This window comes from Collinsella aerofaciens ATCC 25986 (assembly GCF_964259375.1).
GTDB lineage: Bacteria > Actinomycetota > Coriobacteriia > Coriobacteriales > Coriobacteriaceae > Collinsella > Collinsella aerofaciens_BO.
The window spans coordinates 65,573-88,911 of record NZ_CAXVJM010000004.1; the positions used below are offsets into that span (position 1 = coordinate 65,573).

The 23,339-nt window shown below is 58.9% G+C and carries 24 protein-coding genes; 14 read left to right on the forward strand and 10 right to left on the reverse strand.

Annotated features, from left to right (window positions below; all coding sequences use genetic code 11):
* Nucleotides 1–28: 28 nt before the first annotated feature.
* A complete protein-coding gene (locus tag ACEXKH_RS02725) occupies nucleotides 29–952 on the reverse strand; it encodes a ketopantoate reductase family protein (protein ID WP_373572982.1) in 924 nt (307 codons plus the stop codon).
* Nucleotides 953–1,066: 114 nt separating this feature from the next.
* A complete protein-coding gene (locus ACEXKH_RS02730) occupies nucleotides 1,067–1,261 on the reverse strand; it encodes a hypothetical protein (protein ID WP_138374657.1) in 195 nt (64 codons plus the stop codon).
* A gap of 162 nt (nucleotides 1,262–1,423) precedes the next feature.
* Between ACEXKH_RS02730 and ACEXKH_RS02735 the strand changes: the two genes are divergently transcribed.
* From ACEXKH_RS02735 to ACEXKH_RS02760, 6 genes are all read left to right on the forward strand, one after another.
* Entirely contained in the window at nucleotides 1,424–2,611 is a 1,188-nt protein-coding gene (locus ACEXKH_RS02735; protein WP_373572983.1) for an aldo/keto reductase, read from the forward strand.
* A 93-nt stretch (nucleotides 2,612–2,704) separates the two neighbouring features.
* Complete coding sequence (locus tag ACEXKH_RS02740) at nucleotides 2,705–3,724, forward strand: Gfo/Idh/MocA family protein (RefSeq protein WP_373572984.1); 1,020 nt, start codon at nucleotides 2,705–2,707, stop codon at nucleotides 3,722–3,724.
* 172 nt (nucleotides 3,725–3,896) lie between these two features.
* Nucleotides 3,897–4,763: a deoxyribonuclease IV gene (locus ACEXKH_RS02745; protein WP_373572985.1), complete on the forward strand. Its 867-nt coding sequence runs from the start codon at nucleotides 3,897–3,899 to the stop codon at nucleotides 4,761–4,763.
* Between the two features lie 147 nt (nucleotides 4,764–4,910).
* Nucleotides 4,911–5,771 (forward strand): ABC transporter substrate-binding protein, encoded by an 861-nt coding sequence (locus tag ACEXKH_RS02750; RefSeq protein WP_373572986.1) that lies wholly within the window; start codon nucleotides 4,911–4,913, stop codon nucleotides 5,769–5,771.
* 118 nt (nucleotides 5,772–5,889) lie between these two features.
* Nucleotides 5,890–7,251, forward strand: a complete 1,362-nt coding sequence (locus tag ACEXKH_RS02755) for an ABC transporter permease subunit (protein ID WP_373572987.1) — start codon at nucleotides 5,890–5,892, stop codon at nucleotides 7,249–7,251.
* 12 nt (nucleotides 7,252–7,263) lie between these two features.
* Nucleotides 7,264–8,016 carry an amino acid ABC transporter ATP-binding protein gene (locus ACEXKH_RS02760; RefSeq protein WP_373572988.1) on the forward strand — a complete coding sequence of 251 codons (753 nt, stop codon included), beginning with the start codon at nucleotides 7,264–7,266 and terminating at the stop codon, nucleotides 8,014–8,016.
* Nucleotides 8,017–8,151: 135 nt separating this feature from the next.
* Here the strand turns inward: ACEXKH_RS02760 and ACEXKH_RS02765 are convergent, their stop codons facing one another.
* Both ACEXKH_RS02765 and ACEXKH_RS02770 read right to left on the reverse strand, forming a co-directional pair.
* Nucleotides 8,152–8,571: a flavodoxin gene (locus ACEXKH_RS02765; RefSeq protein WP_373572989.1), complete on the reverse strand. Its 420-nt coding sequence runs from the start codon at nucleotides 8,569–8,571 to the stop codon at nucleotides 8,152–8,154.
* Between the two features lie 46 nt (nucleotides 8,572–8,617).
* The gene (locus ACEXKH_RS02770; RefSeq protein WP_373572990.1) at nucleotides 8,618–9,322 is read right to left on the reverse strand and encodes a DUF3793 family protein; all 705 of its coding nucleotides are present in this window, start codon (nucleotides 9,320–9,322) and stop codon (nucleotides 8,618–8,620) included.
* A gap of 175 nt (nucleotides 9,323–9,497) precedes the next feature.
* Here ACEXKH_RS02770 and ACEXKH_RS02775 point away from each other — a divergent pair, with 175 nt between their 5' ends.
* On the forward strand, nucleotides 9,498–9,881 hold the full coding sequence (locus tag ACEXKH_RS02775) for a heavy-metal-associated domain-containing protein (RefSeq protein WP_138112100.1): 384 nt from the start codon (nucleotides 9,498–9,500) through the stop codon (nucleotides 9,879–9,881).
* Between the two features lie 26 nt (nucleotides 9,882–9,907).
* Here ACEXKH_RS02775 and ACEXKH_RS02780 read toward each other — a convergent pair whose 3' ends face one another.
* A complete protein-coding gene (locus tag ACEXKH_RS02780) occupies nucleotides 9,908–10,333 on the reverse strand; it encodes a hypothetical protein (protein ID WP_373572991.1) in 426 nt (141 codons plus the stop codon).
* Nucleotides 10,326–11,831 carry a Y-family DNA polymerase gene (locus ACEXKH_RS02785; RefSeq protein WP_373572992.1) on the reverse strand — a complete coding sequence of 502 codons (1,506 nt, stop codon included), beginning with the start codon at nucleotides 11,829–11,831 and terminating at the stop codon, nucleotides 10,326–10,328. The genes ACEXKH_RS02780 and ACEXKH_RS02785 overlap by 8 nt, the downstream gene beginning before the upstream one ends.
* 182 nt (nucleotides 11,832–12,013) lie before the next feature.
* On the opposite strand from ACEXKH_RS02785, the gene ACEXKH_RS02790 reads away from it, so the two are divergent.
* The 3 genes from ACEXKH_RS02790 (at nucleotide 12,014) to pgi (ending at nucleotide 15,186) form a co-directional block, all read left to right on the forward strand.
* Nucleotides 12,014–12,625, forward strand: coding sequence for a phosphatase PAP2 family protein (locus tag ACEXKH_RS02790; protein WP_195521232.1), 612 nt, complete (start codon nucleotides 12,014–12,016; stop codon nucleotides 12,623–12,625).
* Between the two features lie 162 nt (nucleotides 12,626–12,787).
* On the forward strand, nucleotides 12,788–13,291 hold the full coding sequence (locus ACEXKH_RS02795) for an iron-containing alcohol dehydrogenase (protein ID WP_373572993.1): 504 nt from the start codon (nucleotides 12,788–12,790) through the stop codon (nucleotides 13,289–13,291).
* 200 nt (nucleotides 13,292–13,491) lie between these two features.
* On the forward strand, nucleotides 13,492–15,186 hold the full coding sequence (gene pgi, locus ACEXKH_RS02800) for a glucose-6-phosphate isomerase (RefSeq protein WP_373572994.1): 1,695 nt from the start codon (nucleotides 13,492–13,494) through the stop codon (nucleotides 15,184–15,186).
* A gap of 141 nt (nucleotides 15,187–15,327) precedes the next feature.
* Here pgi and ACEXKH_RS02805 read toward each other — a convergent pair whose 3' ends face one another.
* From ACEXKH_RS02805 to ACEXKH_RS02815, 3 genes are all read right to left on the reverse strand, one after another.
* Nucleotides 15,328–16,632 (reverse strand): VirD4-like conjugal transfer protein, CD1115 family, encoded by a 1,305-nt coding sequence (locus tag ACEXKH_RS02805; RefSeq protein ID WP_373572995.1) that lies wholly within the window; start codon nucleotides 16,630–16,632, stop codon nucleotides 15,328–15,330.
* A complete protein-coding gene (locus ACEXKH_RS02810; RefSeq protein ID WP_373572996.1) occupies nucleotides 16,625–17,242 on the reverse strand; it encodes an ATP-dependent Clp protease proteolytic subunit in 618 nt (205 codons plus the stop codon). Before ACEXKH_RS02810 ends, ACEXKH_RS02805 begins: the two co-directional genes overlap by 8 nt.
* A gap of 63 nt (nucleotides 17,243–17,305) precedes the next feature.
* Nucleotides 17,306–18,352: a hypothetical protein gene (locus tag ACEXKH_RS02815; RefSeq protein ID WP_373572997.1), complete on the reverse strand. Its 1,047-nt coding sequence runs from the start codon at nucleotides 18,350–18,352 to the stop codon at nucleotides 17,306–17,308.
* Nucleotides 18,353–18,951: 599 nt separating this feature from the next.
* On the opposite strand from ACEXKH_RS02815, the gene deoC reads away from it, so the two are divergent.
* The 4 genes from deoC to ACEXKH_RS02835 all read left to right on the forward strand — a co-directional run bounded on the left by deoC (nucleotide 18,952) and on the right by ACEXKH_RS02835 (nucleotide 22,265).
* Nucleotides 18,952–19,626, forward strand: a complete 675-nt coding sequence (gene deoC, locus ACEXKH_RS02820; RefSeq protein WP_022094433.1) for a deoxyribose-phosphate aldolase — start codon at nucleotides 18,952–18,954, stop codon at nucleotides 19,624–19,626.
* Between the two features lie 149 nt (nucleotides 19,627–19,775).
* Entirely contained in the window at nucleotides 19,776–20,618 is an 843-nt protein-coding gene (locus tag ACEXKH_RS02825) for a Cof-type HAD-IIB family hydrolase (protein WP_373572998.1), read from the forward strand.
* Nucleotides 20,619–20,681: 63 nt separating this feature from the next.
* Complete coding sequence (locus tag ACEXKH_RS02830; protein ID WP_373572999.1) at nucleotides 20,682–21,341, forward strand: HAD family hydrolase; 660 nt, start codon at nucleotides 20,682–20,684, stop codon at nucleotides 21,339–21,341.
* Between the two features lie 60 nt (nucleotides 21,342–21,401).
* Nucleotides 21,402–22,265 carry a PfkB family carbohydrate kinase gene (locus ACEXKH_RS02835; RefSeq protein WP_373573000.1) on the forward strand — a complete coding sequence of 288 codons (864 nt, stop codon included), beginning with the start codon at nucleotides 21,402–21,404 and terminating at the stop codon, nucleotides 22,263–22,265.
* Between the two features lie 278 nt (nucleotides 22,266–22,543).
* On the opposite strand, the gene ACEXKH_RS02840 is transcribed toward ACEXKH_RS02835, so the two are convergent.
* Nucleotides 22,544–23,326 carry a TatD family hydrolase gene (locus ACEXKH_RS02840; protein WP_373573001.1) on the reverse strand — a complete coding sequence of 261 codons (783 nt, stop codon included), beginning with the start codon at nucleotides 23,324–23,326 and terminating at the stop codon, nucleotides 22,544–22,546.
* Nucleotides 23,327–23,339: the final 13 nt, after the last annotated feature.

Sequence of the window (23,339 nt, forward strand, 5' to 3'; positions counted from 1 at the left end):
TAAGGCTGTTGAATGCGGCACGTTGGCGCTACCAGCTTTTCTCGATATCGCGGATGCGCTGATAGAGCCACTCGTTTTGCGGCGCCTGGATATTGTGTTTGGCTGCGAGGCGGCAGATGGTGCCCGCGAACTCATCAACCTCGGTTTTGCGCCTTGCGACGCGGTCTTGAGCCATCGAGGGCATACCGGCGGGGTCGATTCCCTCGATGAGATGCACCATCTGCGTCAGGTCTGCCTCGGTCAGCTCAATGCCCTCGGCGTTGGCGACCGCAAGCGTTTCGCGCATGGCGGAAACAAAACAGCGACGCTGCTCGGAGCCCGGCTCCGTGGCGCTTCCGTAGGTCCCGCCGTAGGCCATGCACGTCTGGTTGATGCCATCGTTGAGCATGAGTTTGGCCCACATGCGGTGCGCAATGTCGCTCTCGACGGTATGGGCGATGCCGCAGCGCGTGTAGAGCTCGTCGATGGCGGTAACGGTTGCAGGCTCGGTGCCCGCTGCCGCGCCAAAGCGAATCTCGCCCGCATTGGTAAAGGTGAGCGCGCCGTCGAGGAATACGGCGTCCATGCCCTGGCAGATACCCAGGACGGTGTGCTTCCAGCCAAAGCGCTCGGCAGTCTTTTGCTCGCTCGTAATGCCGTTGCACAGCGAGGCGATGAGCGTGTTGGGTCCCACGACGCGCTCCATAGTCTTGAGCGCTTGGTTGAGTCCCGTCGTCTTGACCGTAAGAATGACCAGATCGGCGGGCGTTGCCTCGCTGACGCGGACGGATTTTAGCGCACAGGGCTTGCCGTTGACGGTGAGCGCGTCGCCCGCGTGACGCTCAAAACGGGCGTCATCCATAACGTATTCGACGGCGTCATTGCCGAGGGCCTTGGCAATCATGCTCCCGTAGAGCAGGCCGACGCCGCCCTTGCCGATAAAGGCGACCTTGTTGATCTGCACGTGAATCATCTCCCCATATATAAGGCGCCCGCGTAAGGGGCGCCTGATGGATTGTATGTCGCCGGGACGTTTGGTGAGCGCGCGGGGCTGCTGTTAAGAAAAAGAAACTGTTGCGCTGTGCGCTTATGCCGCAGGGCAGACCGCGAAAACGCGTGCGGGATATCCAACGCCATCGCGCACCTTGGGGAAGGTGCAGAAGATGACAGCGCCTGTGGCGGGAAGCTCGTCCAGATGGTCCATGACCTCGATCTGATAACGGTCGACCGAGAGGATGTATTGTTCACCGGGGTAGGGGTAGGCGTCCTCGCGCGTGGTCACGCTCGCCTCCTTTCATCGGGCTTTTTGCTGATGTTAAAGCGGTGTCGTGACGGCTCGATTTCTGCTACGTTACGATACGTTCTCGATTGCGATTCTGATGTGTTTCGGTGGCGTGACGGGTTTGTTTCGCCTTGTCAGGGCTTCGATGGGAGAGGAGGGGCCGTGCAGTATCGCGTTGACCCCAAAGGCGGTAACCGTATCTCGGCGTTGGGGCTGGGGTGCATGAGGTTTTCCGGCGCGCCGGGACGCCCCGATGCGAAGACAGCTGATGCTATCATTTCCCGCGCCGTGGAGCAGGGGATAAATTACCTGGACACGGCGTACCTTTATCCCGGCAACGAGGCATGCGTGGGCGCTTCGCTTGAACGCTTGGGCCTGCGCGACCAGGTTTTGCTCGCGACCAAGCTGCCGCACGCCTCGTGCAAGTGCGCGGAGGATTTCGACCGTTTCTTTGATGAGCAGCTGCGCCGCCTGCGGACTGACCATATCGACTACTACCTCATGCACAACATCACCTCGCCCGCCCAGTGGGAACGCGTGGTGGCGCTGGGTATCGAGGATTGGATTGCGCGCCAAAAGGCTGCGGGGCGTATTCGCCAGATAGGTTTTTCGTACCACGGCAGTGCGGCGGACTTCTTCACGATGCTTGACGCGTATGACTGGGACTTTTGCCAGATCCAGTATAACTACGCTGGAGAGCACTACCAAGCGGGAACGGCGGGACTCATGGCAGCCGCCGAGCGCGGGCTCGCGGTGTTTGTGATGGAGCCGCTTTTGGGTGGACGCCTGGCGGGCAAACTACCTCCGCGGGCCCGCGCCGTGTTCGATGACGTACGCGATCCGTATCTGAAGACGCCGGCTGCTTGGGGCCTTTCGTGGGTGTGGAACCATCCTCAAGTCACGATGCTGCTTTCGGGCATGACCGATACCGCGCAGGTGGATGAGAACGCGGCGCTGGCTGATCGTGCACTGCCGGATTCGATGACGACAGAGCAGCTCGATACCATCGCACGTGTGCTGGGAGAGTTTGAGAAATCGAATCGCGTGCCCTGTACGGGGTGCGGCTACTGCATGCCGTGCCCCAAGGGTATCAATATTCCCGGCTGCTTTGGCGCCTACAACGCGAGCTATGCGCATAGTTGGTTTACGGGGCTGTCTCAATACTTTACGGCGAGCGCGGTGCGGACGAACGAGCCCAAGCTGGTGAGCAACTGCGTCAAGTGCGGCAAATGCGCGCGTCACTGCCCGCAGCACATCGATATTCCCGAGCGTCTCGACGATGTGCGCCGACGTTTCCAGCCTGGCCCCGTAACGGCCGCACTTAAAGCCTTTTGCAAAACGCGCTCCTGATGCCCCTTTTATAACTTGCGGTGGAATAGTTCCTGTTTGCGGCAGAATAGGGGCCAAACAGGAACTATTCCACCGCAACTGAAGGGGGCTGTCGTGGGCCATCGGGATTCATGTGATGATTTGCGTGAGGTTCGTTGGGGCGTTTTGGGCGCTGGGCGCATTTCGCATCGATTCGCATCGTCGCTCAAGGAGGTGGACGGGGCACGGCTTGTGGCTGCCGCCGGTCGCACTCCTTCGCATGTTGAGGAGTTTTGCAGGGCGTTTTCGATTGATGCCGCGCACAGTTATGCCACGGCTGACGATAGCGGCGATGCGGCTTATGATGCGTTGATTGCCGACCCCGATGTCGACGTAATCTACTTGGCTCTTCCGCATGGCATGCATGCGCGTTGGGCCTGTCGCGCGCTGCGCGCCGGAAAGGCCGTGCTGTGCGAAAAGCCGGCCGTTTTGAATGAAGAAGAGGCCTATGTGATCGCCTCGGTTTCCCGTGAGTGCGGCGTGCTGTTTATGGAGGCGATGAAAAATCGGTTTTGCCCGATGCGCACTCGCGTGAAGGACTTGCTTGCGTCGGGCGAGCTCGGCCGTATCGTCTCGATTGAAAGCGTGCAAAAACTCGATTATGGTGAGCCCCCTTCGAGTTATCTGCTCGACCCGTTGCAGGGTGGCTGTCTATATGACATGGGCTGCTATGCGGTCGGGTGGTTTGAGGATCTACTTGCGGGTGCGTGCGATGTTTCGTCTCGTGAAGTTCGCTGGCGTGACGGATCGGGCGGCCGCGTCGATTGGGCCGACGAGATCCATATGAGTGTCGGCGGTATACCCATTCATATGGTGTGCGACGGCAAAGCAGCATATGAAAGCCGCTTAACGATTGCCTGCGAGCGGGGCTCGTTGGAAATCGACCGTCTCCATCGCCCCGAGCTCGCCCATGTGAAGTATTCCGACGGGCGAACGCTCGAAATAAATGCTCCGTTTGAGGTCGATGATTTCTACGGCGAAATCCAGCATGCGACCCAGCTCATCCGGGCGGGGAAACTCGAGAGTCCCGTCATGCCCCTTGCCGCCACACAGCGCTGCGCGCGCATAATCGATGCAATCCGTCTAGCCCCCTAGGACTTGGCGCTGACGCATAGGGGATCATGACGCCGGCGCCCGTAGCCGTAGTGCTTGGTGGCCTGCATCTCTGATGCCCCTTTTATAAGTTGCGGTGGAATAGTTCCTGTTTGCGGCAGAATAGGGGCCAAACAGGAACTATTTCACCGCAACTGATGAGGGGGAGCTGGAGATGCTGACGATTGGGTGCCATCTTTCGACGACGAAGGGCTATCGAGCAATGGGAGAGACGGCGCTATCCATTGGCGCCAATACCTTTGCATTCTTTACGCGCAACCCGCGCGGCGGCAAGGCGAAAGATCTTGACATGGATGACGTGGCGGCCCTGCGCGAGCTTATGGAGCAAAATGACTTTGGCCCGCTCGTGGCTCATGCCCCGTATACCTATAACCCCTGCTCGGCCAAAGAGCGGGCGCGCGAGTTTGCCCTGGAGGCCATGGCGGAGGACCTGCGGCGCATGGAAGCGCTGCCCGGCAACTACTACAACTTCCACCCCGGCGCACATGTGGGGCAGGGGACTGATGCTGGCATTCAGATGATCGTCGACACCTTGTGTCAGGTGATGTTTGAGGGGCAGCAGACGACGGTGCTGCTCGAGACCATGGCGGGAAAGGGTACCGAGGTGGGCCGTAGCTTTGAAGAGCTGGCGCGCATTATCGAGGGTGCTGCTGCCAGGCGTCCAGAGCTGTCGGCCAAGTTGGGCGTTTGCCTGGACACCTGCCATGTGAATGACGCCGGTTATGACATCGTCCACGATCTTGATGGTGTGCTCGACGAATTCGATCGTGTGGTGGGTATCGAGCGCCTGCGCGCCGTGCATATCAATGACTCCAAGAACCCCTGCGGCGCCCATAAGGACCGCCACGAGTGCATCGGTAAGGGTTATCTGGGTAGTGAAGAGTTTGGCGGCGGTATGCAGGTTATGCAGAATATTGTATCGAATAGCCGCTTGCGCGTATTGCCATTCATTTTGGAGACACCGAACGAACTTGCAGGTTATGCAGCTGAAATCAAACTGTTAAGGTCGTTGCAGCAGTAATGACTGTCACAAAGTGGAGTGTTCCATTCACGTTATGGGTTTGTTTCAATCAGTTTTCTAATTGCAGATTCGCACTTACGGGTGCATAATATCCAACAGTTTTTGCAGACCTCTGAATCAAACGGGGTCACCGGAAGGAGACTGATTATGAAGCTCAAGAAGCTTGGCGCATTTGCCGCCACGGGCGCCATGGCGCTCGCCCTCGCACTGACGGGCTGCGGCTCGTCCAACGCCACCTCTGGTTCTGATGCCGGTTCCAGCAGCTCTGACGACGCTAAGGTCGAGAAGGTCGACGGCTCCAAGGAGTACGCGCTCGTCAAGGACGGTACGCTGACCGTCGGCACCTCTGCCGAGTACGCTCCGTTTGAGTACAAGGATGACAACGGCGATTATCAGGGCTTTGACCTTGAGCTCATCAAGGCTATTGGCGACAAGCTGGGCCTGGATGTCGAGTACGTCAACAATGACTTTGACACGCTGGTTCCGGGCGTTGCTTCGGGCGCCAAGTACGACGTTTCCATCGCGGCTATTACCGACACGCCCGAGCGTGAGAAGGAAGTCACTTTCTCCGACTCCTACTACATGGACGATCAGGCCATCGTGACCAAGGTCGATAACACCGACATCACGGCCGACAACTACAGCGAGAAGCTCAACAGCGCCGACGCTACCATCATCGTCCAGTCCGGTTCGACCGCCGAGGCCTTTGCTCAGGAGAACTTCCCCAAGGCCAAGATCGTCCCCTACAAGGACGCTACCGAGTGCTTCAGTGCCCTGCAGTCCGATAAGGGCGACGCCGTAGTCACCAACCGCTCCGTTGCCAGCCAGCTGACCGCCGAGCAGTTCAACACCTGCCAGACCATCAAGCAGATCAGCACCGGCGAGGAGTACGCCATCGCCATCAACCAGGGCAACACCAAGCTCAAGGACGACATCAACCAGGCCATCAAGGACCTGACCGACGACGGTACCGTCGACGCCCTCATGGCTAAGTACAACATCAAGTAAAATAGCTACTTGATTGTGCGCAGGCCCTTTCCGTTTTGGCGGAGAGGGCCTTTGCGCTTCTCTTGACGGAGAGCATTTCCGTCTCGTTTTGCCGGCAACTTCTACGATAGGAGCCACCTTGTCTCGACTGAACAAAGGGGCCGCGGAGCAGCGTTTTCCACTGCCCGCCTTGCTCCAAAAGCTAGCCTGCGTCATGGCCGTGGCGCTCGCGCTGGTGTGTGCGGGGGCATATACGCCCACGACCGCCCAGGCGCTTGAGACCGCAAAGATTACCGCCCGACCCAATACCGGTTCGGGTAGCGCTGTAGTCGGCGGTACCGAGACGCGCATCACCTGGGAAGTTCAGGCCGATGCCGACGAGGAACTGAGCGGTCTTTCGCTGACGTTTGTCGACGGCACGACGTTTGGTACCGATGACACGCGATTGACGATGCTCTCGGGCGAGGACCTCATGGATCGTACGCCCATGAAGCCCACGTGCAAGGCTGACGGCCAGACGCTCAAGATCGACTTTGGCGAGACGGCGCCTGCCGGCGGCTTTTTCCGTGTCGAGGTCTACGGCGTGACGTTTCCCGTCGAGGGCGGCGAAGAGGCCTTTAGCGGCACCTATACGCTCGCCGACGGTTCGACCAAGAAGATTTCCAAGATTCCTTCCGTCGAGATCAAGGGCGTGACGGCATTCGATAACTTCCTGGCCGATCTTAAGGAGCAGCCGTGGGTCGAGGCGTGGAATTCCAACATGTTCCTGCGCCTGTTCCTGAACCCGGTCATTTTGGTTCAGAGCCTGCCGATCGTCTTTAAGGGCTTCCTTATGTCGCTCTCGATCGTGCTCGTGGCATTTCCGTTGGCCATTCCCTTTGGCTTTGCGCTGTCGCTCATGCGCATTTCCAAGTCGCGTATCCTTCGTTGTCTTGCCGGCATCTATGTGAATATCATCCGCGGTACGCCGGCGTTCCTGCAGATCTACATCGCGTTCTTTGGCCTGCCGCTTGCCGGCGTCAAGGTGGACGACTATGTGCTGGGCGTCATCGTCATGGCCATGAACTCGTCCGCCTACCTGTGCGAGATCTTCCGCGCCGGTATTCAGTCGATCCCCAAGGGCCAGAACGAGGCTGCTCGCTCGCTGGGCATGAATGCCTTCCAGACGCTGCTCTACGTTATGATTCCGCAGACGTTCCGCAATGTCCTGCCTACGCTGACTAGTGAGTTCATCCTGCTTTACAAGGATACGTCGCTGCTCGCGGCCGTGGGCGTGGTCGAGATCGTCATGAACGCCCGCACCATCGTGGCCACGACGGGCTCCATCACGCCGTATGTGGTTGCCGCCCTGTTCTACCTGGTCATCACCCTGCCGCTTGCGCGCTTGGTGAGCGGTCTTGAGGCGAGGCTGCTGGGTACGGCCGAAACCAAAAAGAAGCGTCCCACCAAGAGTGCCGGACAGGTCGTCGCGACGCCCGCCGATCACATCGCCGGTCTGTAAGGAGGTCCTATCATGAGCGAAGCCAATAACTCGAACGAGGTCGTCGTCAGCATCAAGAACCTCCAGAAGGCCTTTGGCGATAACGTGGTCCTGCGCGATATCGATCTGGATGTGCATAAGGGCGAGGTCGTCGTAGTTCTGGGTCCTTCGGGCTCGGGCAAGTCGACGATGCTTCGCTGCATCAATCGTCTGGAGCATCCCACGAGTGGCTCGATTGTCGTTGAGGGTGTGGACGTGTGCGCCAAGGGCGTCGACCTTAACAAGGTGCGCACGCATCTGGGTATGGTGTTCCAGCAGTTCAATTTGTTCCCGCACCTCTCAGTCAAAAAGAACGTCATGCTCGCGCAGCAGAAGGTGCTCAAGCGCAGCAAGGAAGAGGCCGAGAAGATCGCCGTCGAGGAGCTGACCAAGGTCGGTCTTGCCGAGCGCATCGATTTTATGCCGAGCCAGCTTTCGGGCGGCCAGCAGCAGCGCGTGGCCATCGCCCGCGCCCTGTCGATGAATCCTCACGTCATGCTTTTTGACGAGGCCACGTCGGCGCTCGATCCCGAGCTTGTCCGCGACGTGTTGGGGGTCATGCGCGACCTGGCACGCGACGGCATGACCATGATCGTCGTGACGCACGAGATGGGCTTTGCCCGCGACGTTGCCGACCGCGTCGTCTTTATGGACGGCGGCGTTATCGTGGAAGAGGGTACGCCGAGCGAGGTCTTCGACCACCCCAAGAGCGAGCGCACCAAGGCGTTCTTGGGCAACATCTCGTAGCGGCGCGTCGAGGTTATCGATATAACAAACGGGGACCGGATGTGAATATCCGGTCCCCGTTTTTGTTTGGGCATGAGCGACTGTTGTTGTGCGGTACTCGGCTGTCAGTTGCCTTGCGACTTTCTGACGGCTTCGTTAGGCCAGCTCCGCTCCCAGGGCCTTGCAGGCCGCTTCGCCTTCGTCGTCGGGCGCATCGTAGCAAATGACGGAATCGACGACGTTGACGCCCGCCTCGTCGGCATCGGCCTTCCAGTTGTCCATCCACTCGCCCTCGGCCCACGAGTAGGAGCCAAAGAGGACGACCTTCTTATCGCCGAGGGTCTCCTTGACCTCGTCCCACATCGGCTGGAACTCGTCATACTCAAGCTCCTCGGAACCCATGGCGGGGCAGCCGAAGGCAATGGCGTCATAGCCGGCGGCCTTGTCTGCGGAGAAGTCGGCACAGGAGATGACCTCTGCCTCGGCACTGGCACCGGTTGCGCCCTCGGCAACGAAGTTTGCCATGGCCTCGGTGTTGCCCGTGCCGCTCCAATAGACGACGGCGATCTTGCTCATATGTTTTCCTTTCGGTTGTGCGGCGTGCGGCCGCGGTTTGTATGTTCTATCGGGTTGCCTGGACAAGTTGTCCCAGGGTGCAGCCCTGTTGATAGATGTAGGTAAGGTATTGCGTGCAGGCACGGTAGGCATCAAACGTCGCAAGCGCCTGCTCGACATTTGCGTAGACCTTCCAGGCCCCAAAGACCTTGTAGTTCTCGCCGCGCTGGACGATAAACTGATGGACATCTTCGTAGGGATAGCCCAAAAAATAGCCAATTTCGTGTGGAAACTCGCACATGCACCCCGTATCGCAGTGCCTATTTCGCGCGAGTGCGCAGACGCTGCCGTCATAGGCGCTTTCTGCGGCATTGCTGCTTGCCAGCGTGATGCGCGCGGCGAGATGCACCAGCGATGCGGGCAGGTTGTGGACATCGTAACCTTCGGCGGCAAGCGCCGTCGTGGCGCGGGGGTCGGAGAGGTATCGCATGAGGTCTGCAGGGCGGTACACATAGATGAGCGCTCCGCAGGGGCGCCAGACCAAAACGCTCATATGGATCCCGAGTGGCTGGAGCTCGCAGTTGCATTGGGCTATGACGGCGAGCAGGCGAGAGCGTCGCTCTTCGATATGGGCGGCGCTGGGTTTTCCGTTTTGGTTGGCGTAAACGCCGGGATAGGTAAAGAGCGAAGCCGGCTTGATACCTGCGAGCGTAGGGGAGCAGTTGCGCACGACAGCCGTTTGGTATGTTGGGATGTCAATGGTTCGAGTCACGATGCCCCTTTCGGGTCCTCAGTTGTTAGCCTAGGAAAACTTATACACGAAAGTAAGCCATGGTCAACAAAAAAGTTTGAAGAGGGAAACTAATTGACCGAACAGACATGATTTTGGGTTAAGATGGGGACACCCCATGGGGGTATCTAGATAGGGCTACTTGAAAGGGGAACGCATGAGTGACTTGCTCAGCCCTGCGAATCTCATCGTGCTGGCCGTCATTGCCGTCGGCATGTTTTTTGGACTGCGTCGCATTGCCGCTTCGACACACGGGAAGAGTTGTTGCAGCGATGGTGCGAGCGGCAAGAAGGCCAAAAAGGTTGTTGTGGTGGATACCGATGCGTCACACTATCCCTATAGCGATGAGCTGCTCATCGGCGGTATGAGCTGTGACGGCTGCGCTCAGAACGTGGCCAATGCCCTCAATGCGCTGGACGGCGTGTGGGCAACGGTGACGTATGCGGACCACACGGCACGCGTGCGCTCTAAGCAGCCGGTGGATCGTGATGTCCTCGAGACGGCCGTGAAAGACGCGGGCTACTACGTCATGACGCTGTAAGCGTCGCTCTGGATGCGCTTCCTTGGCTAGGCTCGTCCGCGCAGTTCGATGTCTTGGATGTCGTCGAAGTCGATGGCGATGTCTCGGAGCTTGAGCAGCTTGAACGCGGGGAGTACTTCGTCGAGAATGCCGGTGCGGCTGCGATAGCCGTATGTATCGTAATAGGTGACACGAACCAAGTCGCCACGTTTGAGACCCTCGAGTTTTTTAGAAAGCACGAGGGCTTTTTCTTCCGTGAGCTCACGTTTTGGCTCGACGGTGATTTCCTGCTTGCGCACGAGTTCGTAGTATCCCGTGAGGGCGGCAAAGGGCATAAACTGTGCGGCGCGGTTGGCGCGCACGGCACCGTTGGCAGTGAGGTTGGGGTCGGCGGCGCGGCGTCTGCCCTCGGGGTCCGCCAGGCGCTCGAAGGCGGTCGGCGGGCGCACGGGCTGTTGTTTGGGTTTAGGCACGGTGTCCTCCAACTTGTTCGTTGCGTTCGCGCGCGGTGGCGCCGGCGGTAAAGCTTAATCCCTTGACGAGCGCGTTCTTGCCGTACTTGCCTTTCACGGCCAGGACGGCGCGCGCCAGGTCGCGCTCGCGCTCATCGGCCTCGATATCGCTGAACAGATCGATGGTGGCAAATTCCTCGGGCATGAGGTTGCCAAATCCCAGGTTGATGCGCTTGACCGGTCGTTTGGGATCGACAGTCTGCGCCCAGAGCTCATCGAAATAGCCCATGATCTTCTTAAACGAATTGGTACGCTCGGGCAGCTTTCGCGAGGCGTTAGAGTGCGCAAAGAGTGCGGCATAGCCACCGCGCGGTTTGCCGCCATGCTCTCCCACAAAGATGCCATCGATTGCCTGCGCTTCGCGCACCAGGCGACGCCGTTCGTCATCGCGCTGGACGGGCTTGGGTGCACGGGGCGCGAGCTCGGGGCCGGCGGTTACGGTGGGTTCGATGCTCGACGTGCTCGAGCGTAGGTGTCCGCATCCGTCCACATATTGCGCTGTACCGCTGGCATCGAGGCGGCGTATGTCGGCGTGCTCGCTTGCATAGCCCACAAAGAGCGAGATGCTGTTGCACACCACGTGCTTGTCGATCAAATCCAGCACGGCGGCATCGACCATTTCGCGCAAGACGGTGTAGGCCTGCTCGTAGGCATAGCCCTTCGAGAGCACCTGCCCCGTGGTGGTCGAGGTCGCTTGTGGGCGATAAGCTTGGATATCGGCGATGGTTGTCGGCTCACGCCCGAAGGCGTGGTCGATAAGATATTCGGCATTGACGCCGAGCTCGTCGTAGAGCAGGTTCTCGTCGAGTGCGGCGACGCCCATTAGGTCGTAGACGCCGTATTTCTCGAGACGGGCCGCCACGCCGGGGCCGATGCCCCAGATGTCGGTGATGGGGCGATGGGGCCAGATCTCCTTGCGAAAGGTCTCGTCGTCGAGTATGCCGATACGGCTGGGCACGTGCTTGGCGGTAATATCGAGTGCAACCTTGGCCTGGAATAGGTTGGGGCCGATGCCGACCGTCGCCGTGATGCCGGTGCGCGCGAGGACCTCGTTGCGCAGCGTGCAGGCGAACCCTTCCGCATCTGTGTGATAGAGGTCCAGATAGGGCGTCACGTCGATAAAGCACTCATCGATGGAGTAGACGTGCACGTCCTGGGGGCTGACGTATTTCAGGTAGATACCGTAGATCTGCGCCGACACCTCCATGTAGTGCTGCATGCGCGGTACGGCCTTGATGTAGTCGATGCCATCGGGTATTTCGAACAGGCGACAGCGATTGTGAATCCCTAGGTCCTTCATGGCCTGCGTGATAGCGAGACAGATGGTCGTGCGTCCGCGCGATTCGTCGGCAACGACCAGGTTGGTGGTGAGCGGATCGAGCCCACGATCGACGCACTCGACGCTGGCATAAAACGTCTTGAGGTCGATACAGATGTAGGTGTGCTGCTCGTGCGCCATCTGTGCCCTTTCATCAAACACATGTTCTTATCGAATACCTGTTCGATAATACCCGCTCGACCGGACACCGTCAAAACCTACCAAAAAGGGACAGGTTTTTTTGGTCGGTTTACCGAGTGCTTACGGTGGGTCGGTAGCCTTAATGTGTTAAATACGCTGAGGGGGTATGGATGACCATAGGTATGGGTGATCTTGCACTTTTGATACTGTTCGTGCTGTGCCTTGCGATCTTTGTTTACCTGCTGATCAAGGTCCTCAAAGGACGGGCTATAAGAATCGATGAGGTGGGATACTTGCTGCTTGTCGAGAGGCTTCGGTCGCCGGTGTTGACGGCCGCGATGAAAGCCGCCTCGAGTTTGGCGTCGCTGCCGTTTGTCGTCGGTGTGCTAGCCGCGGCGATGCTGTGGGCGCCCAATTGGGCCCATGTTGTCTGGGCCGCCTTCAATGTCGGTGCTATCAGCGCAATCGACCAGCTGTTAAAGGTACTTGTGCGTCGACCTCGTCCACAGGGATTTCGGCTTGTCGAGGCACCGGGGCTGAGCTTCCCCTCGGGCCACTCGATGGCGGCCATGGCGTTTTATGGCTATGGCATATGGTTGGTGCGGTGTGGCGTGTGTGGCCTTCCGTTCGGCGCCGCCATCGAGGTTGCACTTGCGTGCGTCATCCTTGCGGTGGGAGTCAGCCGTGTCTATCTGGGCGTGCACTACGTTTCGGATGTGCTGGGCGGGTTTTGCCTGTCTTTTGTCTGGCTCATCCTGTTCGTGCGTCTTGGCCCTTGGATTTTGACCGCCTAATTGTCGCAACTGGACGCCATGTCGGATCGAATCTGATTTTAACGCAGCCCTAAAGAGCGCGAAACAGCTCGGAAAAGCTCGCTTCGTAGCATGAGCCTAACGATCGATACCACCATAAAGCACGGAAGGGTTGTGGGGACAATGGTCAACTATGGGTTTGGTATGCCGACGCGCTTGGTTGCGGATGGGGATGTGGCTCGCTGGTGCGGACGATTGGTTGCCCACTATGGCGGCACCAAGGCACTGGTCGTGCTGGGAGGCGACAAGCACACGCGTGATGAGCTTGTTTCGGCGGCGCTGGGCTCGCTCGATCGCACCCTGCTCGAACGCATACTCTTTCGTTGCGGCTTGGTCGGGGGCGACGGGGGAGACGATTTGGTCGATGAGGCCGTAGCCCTGGCGACCGATGAGGGCGTGGATTTTGTCCTGGCGATCGGCGATGCCGATACGGCGAGCTTTGTGCGCGAACTTGCTCGTCGCATGGCCGTGCTCGATGCCGGCGAGGACGGCTTTGTTCCCTACGGATGTATCGTCTCCGAGGGAAAAGTGCCCGCCGTTGTGGGTGCCGGCGAGGTTCCCGTTTTTGCCATTATCGCACCCGAGCTGTTGGAGGGCATCGGCTCTCCCTTGCGCGAGCTGCTCGGCAGCGTATGCGCCGCGGCATAATGGCTCACCAGGAAGGGGCAGGTAAATTATGGTAGGTAAAGCGTTTGACCTGCCAAAATAAACCTGCCCTTTTTTGGTCGGTCGCCGTTCGGGGGCCGATTGGCAACGCTCGCTGATTACGGTCTTGACCTGCGTTAGAATAGGGGCATCTGATTATCCGGGCGCATGGAGGAATGCGCCCGTATGCTGAGGAGGACTTTATGGCAACTGTTGCCGCACCTATCGACGCTACGTCGACCGCCGCTTGGAAGGCGCTCGAGGCCCATCAGGAGAAGCTCGAGGCCGAGGGCATCGACCTCAAGGCCTGGTTCGCTGCTGACGCCGACCGCGTGAATAAGTTGAGCTTTGACGCCGGCGACCTGCACTTCGATCTGTCCAAGAACCTGGTGACCGATGAGACCGTCAAGCTGCTGTGCGATCTTGCCCGCGAGGTGAAGCTCGAGGAGCGCCGCGACGCCATGTTCTCCGGCGAGCACATCAACACCACCGAGGACCGCGCTGTTCTGCACACCGCACTTCGCCGTCCGGCAAGCGAGAAAGGCCAGCTCATCGTTGACGGCCAGGATGTCGTCGCCGACGTGCACGAGGTCCTCGACCGCATGTATGCCTTCGCTGAGCGCGTGCGCTCCGGTGAGTGGAAGGGCGTAACTGGTAAGAAGATCGAGCACCTGGTGTCCATCGGCATCGGTGGCTCCGATCTGGGCCCGGTCATGGCTTACGAGGCTCTGCGCCCCTATGCCGACGCCGGTATCGACTGCCGCTATATCTCCAACATCGACCCCAACGACCAGGCCGAGAAGCTCCGCGGTCTGGACCCCGAGACCACGCTCGTGATCATCGTCTCCAAGACCTTCACCACGCTCGAGACCCTCACCAACGCTCGCGAGGTCAAGACCTGGATGCTCGAGCAGCTCAAGGCTCAGGGTGCCATCGACGGCTCCGAGGAGCAGAACGCCGAGGCCGTGGCAAAGCACTTCGTCGCCGTTTCCACCGCACTCGAGAAGGTCGAGGCCTTCGGTATCGACCCCGCCAACGCCTTCGGCTTCTGGAGCTGGGTCGGCGGCCGCTACTCCGTCGACTCCGCCGTGGGCCTGTCGCTGATCGTCGTGTTCGGCCCCGAGCGCTTCCAACGGTTCCTCGAGGGCTTCCATGCCATCGACGAGTACTTCTGCAACACGCCGCTCGAGAGCAACGCCGTCGCGCTGATGGGCCTGCTCAACGTCTGGTACGTCAACTTCTTCGGCTCCAAGAGCCACGCCGTGCTTCCGTACTGCCAGTATCTGCACCGCTTCCCGGCCTACCTGCAGCAGCTCACCATGGAGTCCAACGGCAAGCACGTCCGCTGGGACGGCAGCGCTGTGACCTCCGATACCGGTGAGATCTTCTGGGGTGAGCCCGGCACCAACGGCCAGCATGCCTTCTATCAGCTGCTGCACCAGGGCACTGTGGTGGTTCCGGCCGACTTTATCGCCTTCGCCAACACTGCTAACCCCGCAACCGACAGCGGCCGGGATGTCCACGAGCTGTTCCTGGGCAACTTCCTGGCCCAGACCAAGGCGCTCGCCTTTGGTAAGACGGCCGATGAGGTACGCGCCGAGGGCACGCCCGAGCAGATCGTCCCGGCCCGCTGCTTTGAGGGCAACCGTCCGACGACCTCGATCTTCGGTGACACGCTGACCCCGTTCGCGCTCGGCGAGCTCATCGCCCTGTACGAGCACATCACGTTTGTCGAGGGCACGGTCTGGGGCATCGACTCCTATGACCAGTGGGGCGTTGAGCTGGGTAAGCAGCTTGCCAAGCAGATCACCCCTGCCTTCCACGATGACGCCGCCAAGGCCGAGCAGGACGCTTCGACCCAGGCGCTCATTGAGTTCTACCGCGCTCACCGCAAGTAGTCGCTGCTGTTAACGCATCGCGTCTTATAGTCAGGGGCCCGTATCCTATCGGATGCGGGCCCCTTTGCTTTGCCGTGGTCCCGGGGCGCACGGCCTTTGTGGAACATCGCCGGGGCGCCGCGCGCTGCGAGAACCCTGCGCCTAGATCTCGGTCTCCGCATGGCCTCGCTGCGCCTCGGGCAGCTCCCCGTAGAGCGGATGGTCTTCGAGCCTAAAGCGCTCGACCTGTTCGGGAATGCGACCGCGTACAAAGAGCCACGAGCGATCGATCGGCGTCGCCATGAGCGTGCTGGGCAGCGCGTCGGCGCGGTCAGAAAACACCCGGGCACTCTCGGGATCCTGGAACGCCAGCACCAGATGCGTGTCGCAGTTGCCCATGATGGAGCGTGCGCGTGCCTCGCCATAGAGCGCATCGAGCTGGTTGGTCGACTGCAACAGCAGCGTTGCCCAGATGTTGCGGTTTCGGATAATCGAGAGCACGTTGTCGATCTGGGGGATCTGCAGATTTGCGAAGTCATCGAGCATAAAGCGCACGGGCACGGGCAGGCTGCCGTCGGGCTGCCTATCGGCCTCACGAATGAGGCCCATAAACGCCTGCGAAATAAAGAGGCCGGTCAGCGGATCGAGATTGCGGTCAATATCGCTCACGGTTACAAACAGGGCGCAGGGGGTGTGTCCCATGGAAGCGAAGTCCACCTGATGGCACTCACGATAGAGCTGTGCCGCACCGTCGAACCCCAGACACATGACCTTTTCGGCAAGGATGCCGACGATGCTCGCGTGCATGCGCTCGGCATTTTGCGTAATGGCGTAGCGCCGCCATAGCGAGAGGGCATAGCTTTGGGGGTCGGTCGTGATCAGGTCGTCAAACAATCGACCCGTGGCACCGTCCTGCAGGTGCTCGATCAGCTTGATGACCGAGCTGATCGTCTGCTCGTCGGCGGGTAGCTGTTCGGTGACGTAGGCGATAAGACACGACAGCAGGTTTGCCGCCGCATGATCCCAAAAAGGCTGGTTGTTGTCCTCGATGGGGCAGATGGCCTTTGCCACCGAGAGGATGTCCTGCTGGTTGGGCCTGCCGTCCGCCTTGCGGCGAATGTGCCTCAGGGGGTTGTAGCCGCAGCGCTCGATGCCGGGCGCAAGGGCCGGGACGGTGTTGAGGTCGGCGAAGTTGAGGCATTGCACGCGGTAACCGTGGGCTGCCAGCACGGGTCCTACTTCGCGACAGAGCGTGCCTTTGGTGTCGAGCACGATGTAGCTTGCGTTCATTTGCAGCAGGTTGGGCTTGAGGACGTTTCGGGTCTTGCCGGCTCCCGAGGGGCCGATCACAAGTGCGTTGTTGTTGAGTCCCGTTTGGCGGGTGTCGCAGGAAAGCGTTCGATCCTTGGAGAGGATGGTGGACGATGCGGACTCAGATGCGGCGAGGCGGCTGGCGAGGTTAGACATGGGCGACCTCCTTGGTGGTCGAGAGGATTTCGTGGGCAAAGCCGAGCTCGACGGCGCGCTTGGCCGAAAGGTAGGTGTCTTTTGCAGTGAGAGACTGGATGCGCTTGGGCGTGAGGTCGCTGCGGTCCGAGAGGATTTGCGTGAGGGTCTTGCGGGTCTGCATGAGGCGCCGGCTGGTTTCCTGTAGCGCAAGTGCCGAGCCGCCTGCCCCCTGGGGGATCAGCGGGTCGTGAATCATGAGCTCTGCATGGGGCGCCATACGGCGATTGTCGCCGCCCATAAAGATCACGGCGCCCATGGACGCGGCGAATTCCAGGCAGACGGTGCGGATGGGGCACGATGCGAGGCGCATGGCGTCATAGATCGCAAGACCCGATCGCACGCTTCCGCCGGCGCTGGCGACAAATATGGTGATGGGGCGGCTGGGGTCGGTGGCATCGAGCAGACGAATCTGCTGGCATAGGTCGTGGGCCATCGGGGTTTCGATGTTTCCCATGACGGAGAGCTCGCGACGGGCGAGCATCTCATCGTAAATGCTGGTGAGCGTGATACCTCGGGCGGATTCACGCATGGTGAGGGGGCTGATGATGGGGGAATGATTGGTGTCCATGAGGACTCCTTTCCGTTGGTTGTGTTGTGGAATAGGATTGTTGCCCGCGGAGGGGCTGGCGAGCTACAGGGTTCGTCCGAGCCTGAGATCGAGCTCGGTTGTGGGGCAGGCTGCCTGTTCGTGCGGCTCGCAAGCGCCAAGGGCTCCAAAGCGATAGAGCGTTGCGGCGGGCGTGGTGTAGGCGAGCCGCAGCTGATGCTCGACAGGGGCGCATCCGTCATTTTTGTAATGAGCCGCGTAGTACTGCGCGATGCTGGCGTTCATCTCGCTGCCATTGCGATGGCGCTCAAACTGGCGTCTGCAGGTTTCGATGATCTTTGCTACCGACTTGGGTGCCGTCGCGGGAACAAGGGCGAGATAGCCCTCAAATAGCTCGTTGATGCTCAGGAGGCACAGCAGGTCGATCAGCGTTCTTATGGCTACTCCCTCGGCAGAAAAGTGCGCGGTCATGCGGTTATATCGGTTGCGGTCGACGATGGCCGCATGGGGTCTTGGAGTTTTCTGCCCCGTGGTCCCGGGCTTTTGCCGCGCCTGTGTATTGAGCTCGACGTTGCAGCGCTTGAGGCCGTCCAACGGAAGGAACAGTGCGGTGCGCAGGGTGTTCCGCTTGCTTTCGAGTTCATGACGCTCGTCGGGTTCCCATTCGAGCTTGAGTTTCGTGTCGAGCGCCGTAAGCATATGGGCTAGGCAGCCTACGGTAAGAATGTGCGAATCGTTGTCGCGTTTTGGGGCATAGGGGTCTGTCAGCTTGCGAATGTCGGGGTCGCCCATGATCTTTGTGCAGCGCTTCAGCAGTTGAGGGTGATCGGCCAAGATCGTCGCGAGCGGTAGCGACGCGTAGTTCTTGATGGTCGCGGCGGCAAAGGCGGCGTCATATTCGTTTGCATATGCTCGCTCAATGCGGGCATCCAGAATGCTTTTCTTATCGCCGTCTTCAGCGTGGTGGTTTGTCATAGCTTCTCCAATCGGTTGATGTTCGTGCTGTTTGTTGATGTGTTGGTTGTCGTGAGTGATGTGCTTGCCGTGGGTGATGTGCTGACGTTGGGGTGCTATGCGGTTTTCAATGAGCCCGTGAGGCAGTTGCTGCAGGGGCGGGATGGAACGGCCCATGCAAGGCGGAAGGCATCGTGCTCAAAATCGAGACAGCAATGCCCTGGGTGCCTCACATGTGGCAGTTACCTCATTAAGTTGTCATTGCGTTTGGGGTTGTACTTTGCCGATCTTCCTTCTCTTACACGCTAAAACTCAAACTTCATATGCTCGATCTACTTAAAACCGCAACGGCGGTCTTTTATCAACTTATATGTCGGAACGCGTCTTTGCAAGTACTTTTTTGCCTTTGTTTCAAATGGGGTGGTTTTGCAACCGTCACGCGCCACGCTATGCGAACGTGCCCCTTTTCTGTTGTCGGTCGGATACGATGAGTCGCGTGACGTCGTCAGAGGTCGAATTCGACCGCTAACGGCGTTGTGCAGCTCATCATTTCTGGTCGCAAACAGTAAAGGGGCATGAGGGTGTATTGAGGGGGGATGTCTTGCTGTCGGCATCCGCGTGCGGTGCCATTCGCTGTCTGTAAATATACGTTTACAGTTAATTTCATACCACTTGTCGGAATGCGGACGCTGTCCTTGTATGTCGGGCGTACATTGAACGTGGTTTTTCGCGTGAAACCACGAATCGGTTGCCAGCCCTGAACAAGGAGGCCCAGCATGACGCTTGCCAAACCCATCAATAAATACATCGACTATATCGATGCCCCCGAGGACACGTTTGAGCAGTATGTCGAGAAGGCGTTAAAGTACAACTTTCGCTGCGTATTTGCGAACCTGCAGGAGTACGAGACGGGCCGCGCCATGCTCGAGGGCTCTGACATCATCCTTGCCGGCGCTATCGACTTTCCCCAGGGCACTATGACGCTTGAGGAGAAGCTTGCGAGGTTTGAGGAATACGCTGCGTGTGGCTTTACCGAGATTGACTACGTTTTGAATCAGGGGTCGATCGAGAACCGCGATTTTGATGCCATCGAGCGCGAGATGACTACCATTGCTGATTTTTGTCGCGCGCATGGCATCACTGACAAGGTAATCGTCGAGATGTGCAAGCTGGACGGCGACGACGCCGCCAAGCGCCGTGTATGCGAGATCGCGCTGGAGGCCAAGCCGGGATTCCTTAAGACATCGACCGGCAGAAGCTTTGGCGGTGCTAAGCTCGAGGACGTGCGGCTGATGCACGAGGTGCTCGGCGATGCCGTGGCAATCAAGGCGGCGGGCGGTATCCATAATTACGAAGAGGCTTGCGCATTCATCGAGGCCGGCGCCAGCGCGTTAGGTGCATCGGCGGGCATCGCGATCGTCGAGGGCGCACCGACGGATGAGCGTCGCTAGCAGACGTATTTGACCTGAGCGATAAAGCTTCACGACCACACGCCGTTCATGTTCGAGACAATATGACTTTTTGCCCGTTGTAAACGGAGTCGCGATGGGTGTTCTGTATGATGGCTCAGACAAGGTTGTTCAATGACAGGGAGGCATATATGGCAATCAAAGCCATCGCGATGGATATCGACGGTACGCTCACCAACGATCAGAAAGTGATTAGCCCGCGTACGCGCGAGAAGCTGCTCGCGGCGCAGGAGTCGGGCATTAAGCTCATTTTGGCTTCGGGCCGTCCCGCATGGGGGCTGCACGCCTTGGCGCAAGAGCTCGACCTTCAAAACCATGACGGTCTGCTGGTGGCCTTTAACGGCGCACACGTCGTCGATGCCCAGACCGACGAGGTGCTGTTCGATCAGGCTATGCCTGCCGACGAATTGCATCGCCTGATTGATCACCTGCGTAATTTTGACGTGATCCCTATGATTTCGCTCGGTCGCGATTTGCACGTCGAGGACTCGTACCATTGCATGATCACGCTGCCTGACGGCTCGCAGAAGAATATCGTCAAGTATGAGCGCGACGCGTGCGATCTTAAGATCCGTGAGGTCGAGAGCTTGCATGAGGTCGTGGATACTTATCCTGTGGACAAGCTACTCACTGCGGGCGACCCGGCCTATTTGCAAGCGCATCACGAGGAGATGTACGCGCCCTTTAAGCAGACGCTTTCGGGCATGTTTACGGCCGACTGGTACTTTGAGTTTACGGCGCCCGGTATCGACAAAGCCCGTGCGCTCGAGGGTGCCCTGCCCAAGCTCGGCATCGATGCCGGCGAGGTCGTATCGTTTGGCGACGGCCAGAACGACAAGTCCATGATTGAGTGGGCGGGTACCGGTGTTGCCATGGGTAACGCCGTCGACGAGGTCAAGGCTGTGGCCCAGATGGTGACCGCCAATAACAACGAAGACGGTATTGCGGTGGCGCTGGATAAGCTGCTGGGTTAGAATCGCCGATAATGCATGGTTCGGGCGCCTGCTTACAGGCGCCCTTTTGTTAGGGAGGGTGCCGTGTCCGCATTTCCGTTCGACGCCGTTATCTTTGACATGGACGGCGTGATTGTCGATACCGAGTATTACTACCTGGGCGAGACCGCAGCTTTTGCCAAGGAGCTTGGGCTTAATCTGACTCAAGAGGAGTTGAATGGGCAGGTAGGTACCTCGCATCAGTTCTTCCTGCATATGCTGGTCGATTGGTTTGAGCGTGCCGGTAAGGGGCATTTTACTGGCGAGGAAGCGTTGGCCCGTTGGGACGAATGGGCGCATAAGCGTCCGCGCGACTATCAGGCTTTGATTAACCCAGGCGCCGTGGATACGATTCGAGAGCTGCCGCGCCGCGGCGTTCGCGTGGCGCTTGCCAGCTCGTCTCCCATGGTTAGCATCGAGGAAGTGCTCAATGCATGCGGGCTGTCGGATGCCTTTGAGTATGTGGTGAGCGGCGAGCAGTTTAAGGAGAGCAAGCCCGAGCCCGACATCTACCTGCATGCGCTGGACCTGCTGGGGCTGCCCGCGAATCGCTGCTGCTGCGTTGAGGATTCGGTGCCTGGCATCACTGCCGGCAAGCGAGCCGGCCTGACAGTCATTGCCAAGCGTGAGGAGCGCTTTGGATTTAGCCAGGATGCCGCGGACAAGATTATCGACCAGCTGCCCGATTTGCTGAAGCTTGCGTAGGGCCAGGGTGGCACGGCGGCCATTACGGCGATCTCGTTAGGACGAGAAAGGGACGGCGCTATGACATTCAACGTTAACGCTCTTGGGTTTGGCGACAACGTCGTCGACCGCTACGAGCATATCAACACAATGTATCCGGGTGGCAATGCGGTGAACTTTGCCGTGTATGCCAAGAAGTGCGGTGCCGCGAGCTCCGCGTATATGGGCATCTTTGGTAATGACGCTGCTGCCGAGCATGTGATTGCGAGTCTTGAGGATGAGGGCGTTGAGCTAGCCAAATGCAAGCAGCTCATCGGCGAGAACGGTGCGGCTCGCGTTACTGTGGTTGATGGTGACCGTGTATTTCTGGGGTCTAACGAGGGCGGCATCCGTGGTGATGCGCGCTATGTGCTCGATCGTTTTGATCTGGCGTATATGAAACAGTTTGATGTGGTTCATTCGGGTAACTATTGCTTTACCGAGCGCGAGCTGCCCAAGCTGAAGGCAGCGGGTATTACCGTTTCGTTTGACTTCTCGGATGATTCGACCGACGAGTACTACGAGCAGATTGCTCCCTACGTTGACTTCGCGTTCTTTAGCGCGGCAGACGCTGCGAGCGAGGATGAGATTCGCGAGCGTCTTGCCTGGGTGAAGGGCTTGGGCCCATGTTTTGTGTCCGCAACGGCTGGCGCTGAGGGCTGCATTGCCTATGACGGCGAGCGTTACTATCGGCAGCATGCCAAGCCAGTGACAGATATGAAGGACACCATGGGTGCGGGTGACTCGTTCCTGACTTCGTTTCTGATGTGCTATCTCGATTCCGCCAAGCGTGGCGAGGATGGTGCCGAGGCCGTCGAGCGCGCACTCGACTTTGCGGCGGGGTTTGCTTCGACCGTATGCGGTATGGAAGGCTCCTGGGGCCATGGGGCACCGATTTCCGAATAGGTGAGCAGTCCCGGGGAGCTGTATTGGTTCCTTCCCGTGACCCGGTGGTCAAAAAAGCCAAATATGAGTACTGTGACTAATTTAGTCTCAGCAAAATCGACCCCTTCAGACGTGATTTGAGCGTTTGGAGGGGTTTAAGATTGCGAAAATGCAGGATGAGTGACTGTGAAAGTGTTAGTTAATGGACAATCATAGATTAATCTGGTGGCCGGAAAGCTCAAAGTAATGTATCCATTTCGCTAGCAGTACTCATATTTGACGTTTTTTGACCACAGGGGTCAGCGAAGGCTAAAAACAGAGCGTGCATTTGCTAAAACCGCTGACTCAATATGCTTTGCGTCACAGTTTTTGAGTGAGGCGATGCGTTCTGAGGTCCATGCAAGCGATCTGATGAGCGACTGCGCGCTTGTTTCTGTGTTTGCCTCCGCTGGTGCATCGGTCTCGAGCAGTAAACGGTCGAGTGGAATCTGTCGTGCGTATTCGCGTCCTCTTTTGGACGCGAGCATGCGTTCGTTGACGGAAAAATAGCAGCCCGCATTACGCGTGCGGACGAGTTCGTCCGAAGTACCGCTAAACCAGTGGAAGATGATAGCGGGGGAGTCGGGGTTTGGGGCGAGTAGTCCATTCGATTCGAGGACGTCCAGTACGGCTCCTGCTGAACGAACGGCGTGAATTGATATCACGCGCCCGGTAAGAGGATGCTGCACGAGCGCATCGCAAAGCCGGTCAAATGCTTGTATTTGAAGCGGTTCGCTTCCGGCAAAGCGCGCGGAAAAGTCGAGTCCCACCTCGCCGATGTAGCGCTCTTGGGCAGCAACTTCGCAAAGCAGATTGACTTCGGCAGGACCGCAGCGGCCGTCGGCGAGCCACCAGGGGTGGAGCCCAATGCCGGCGATGATGCCTGGTTGGCGACGGGCGCGCTCGTTAGCGGCCGAAAAGTCGTGTGGATTGACGCCGCAGTCAAAGAGTCCCAGATCCAATGCCGCCGACTCACTGGCTGCAGCATCGGGACTGAGCATCAAATCAAGGTGACAATGCGCGTCAAAGAATCGCGGTTCCATCGCAGGGCATCCT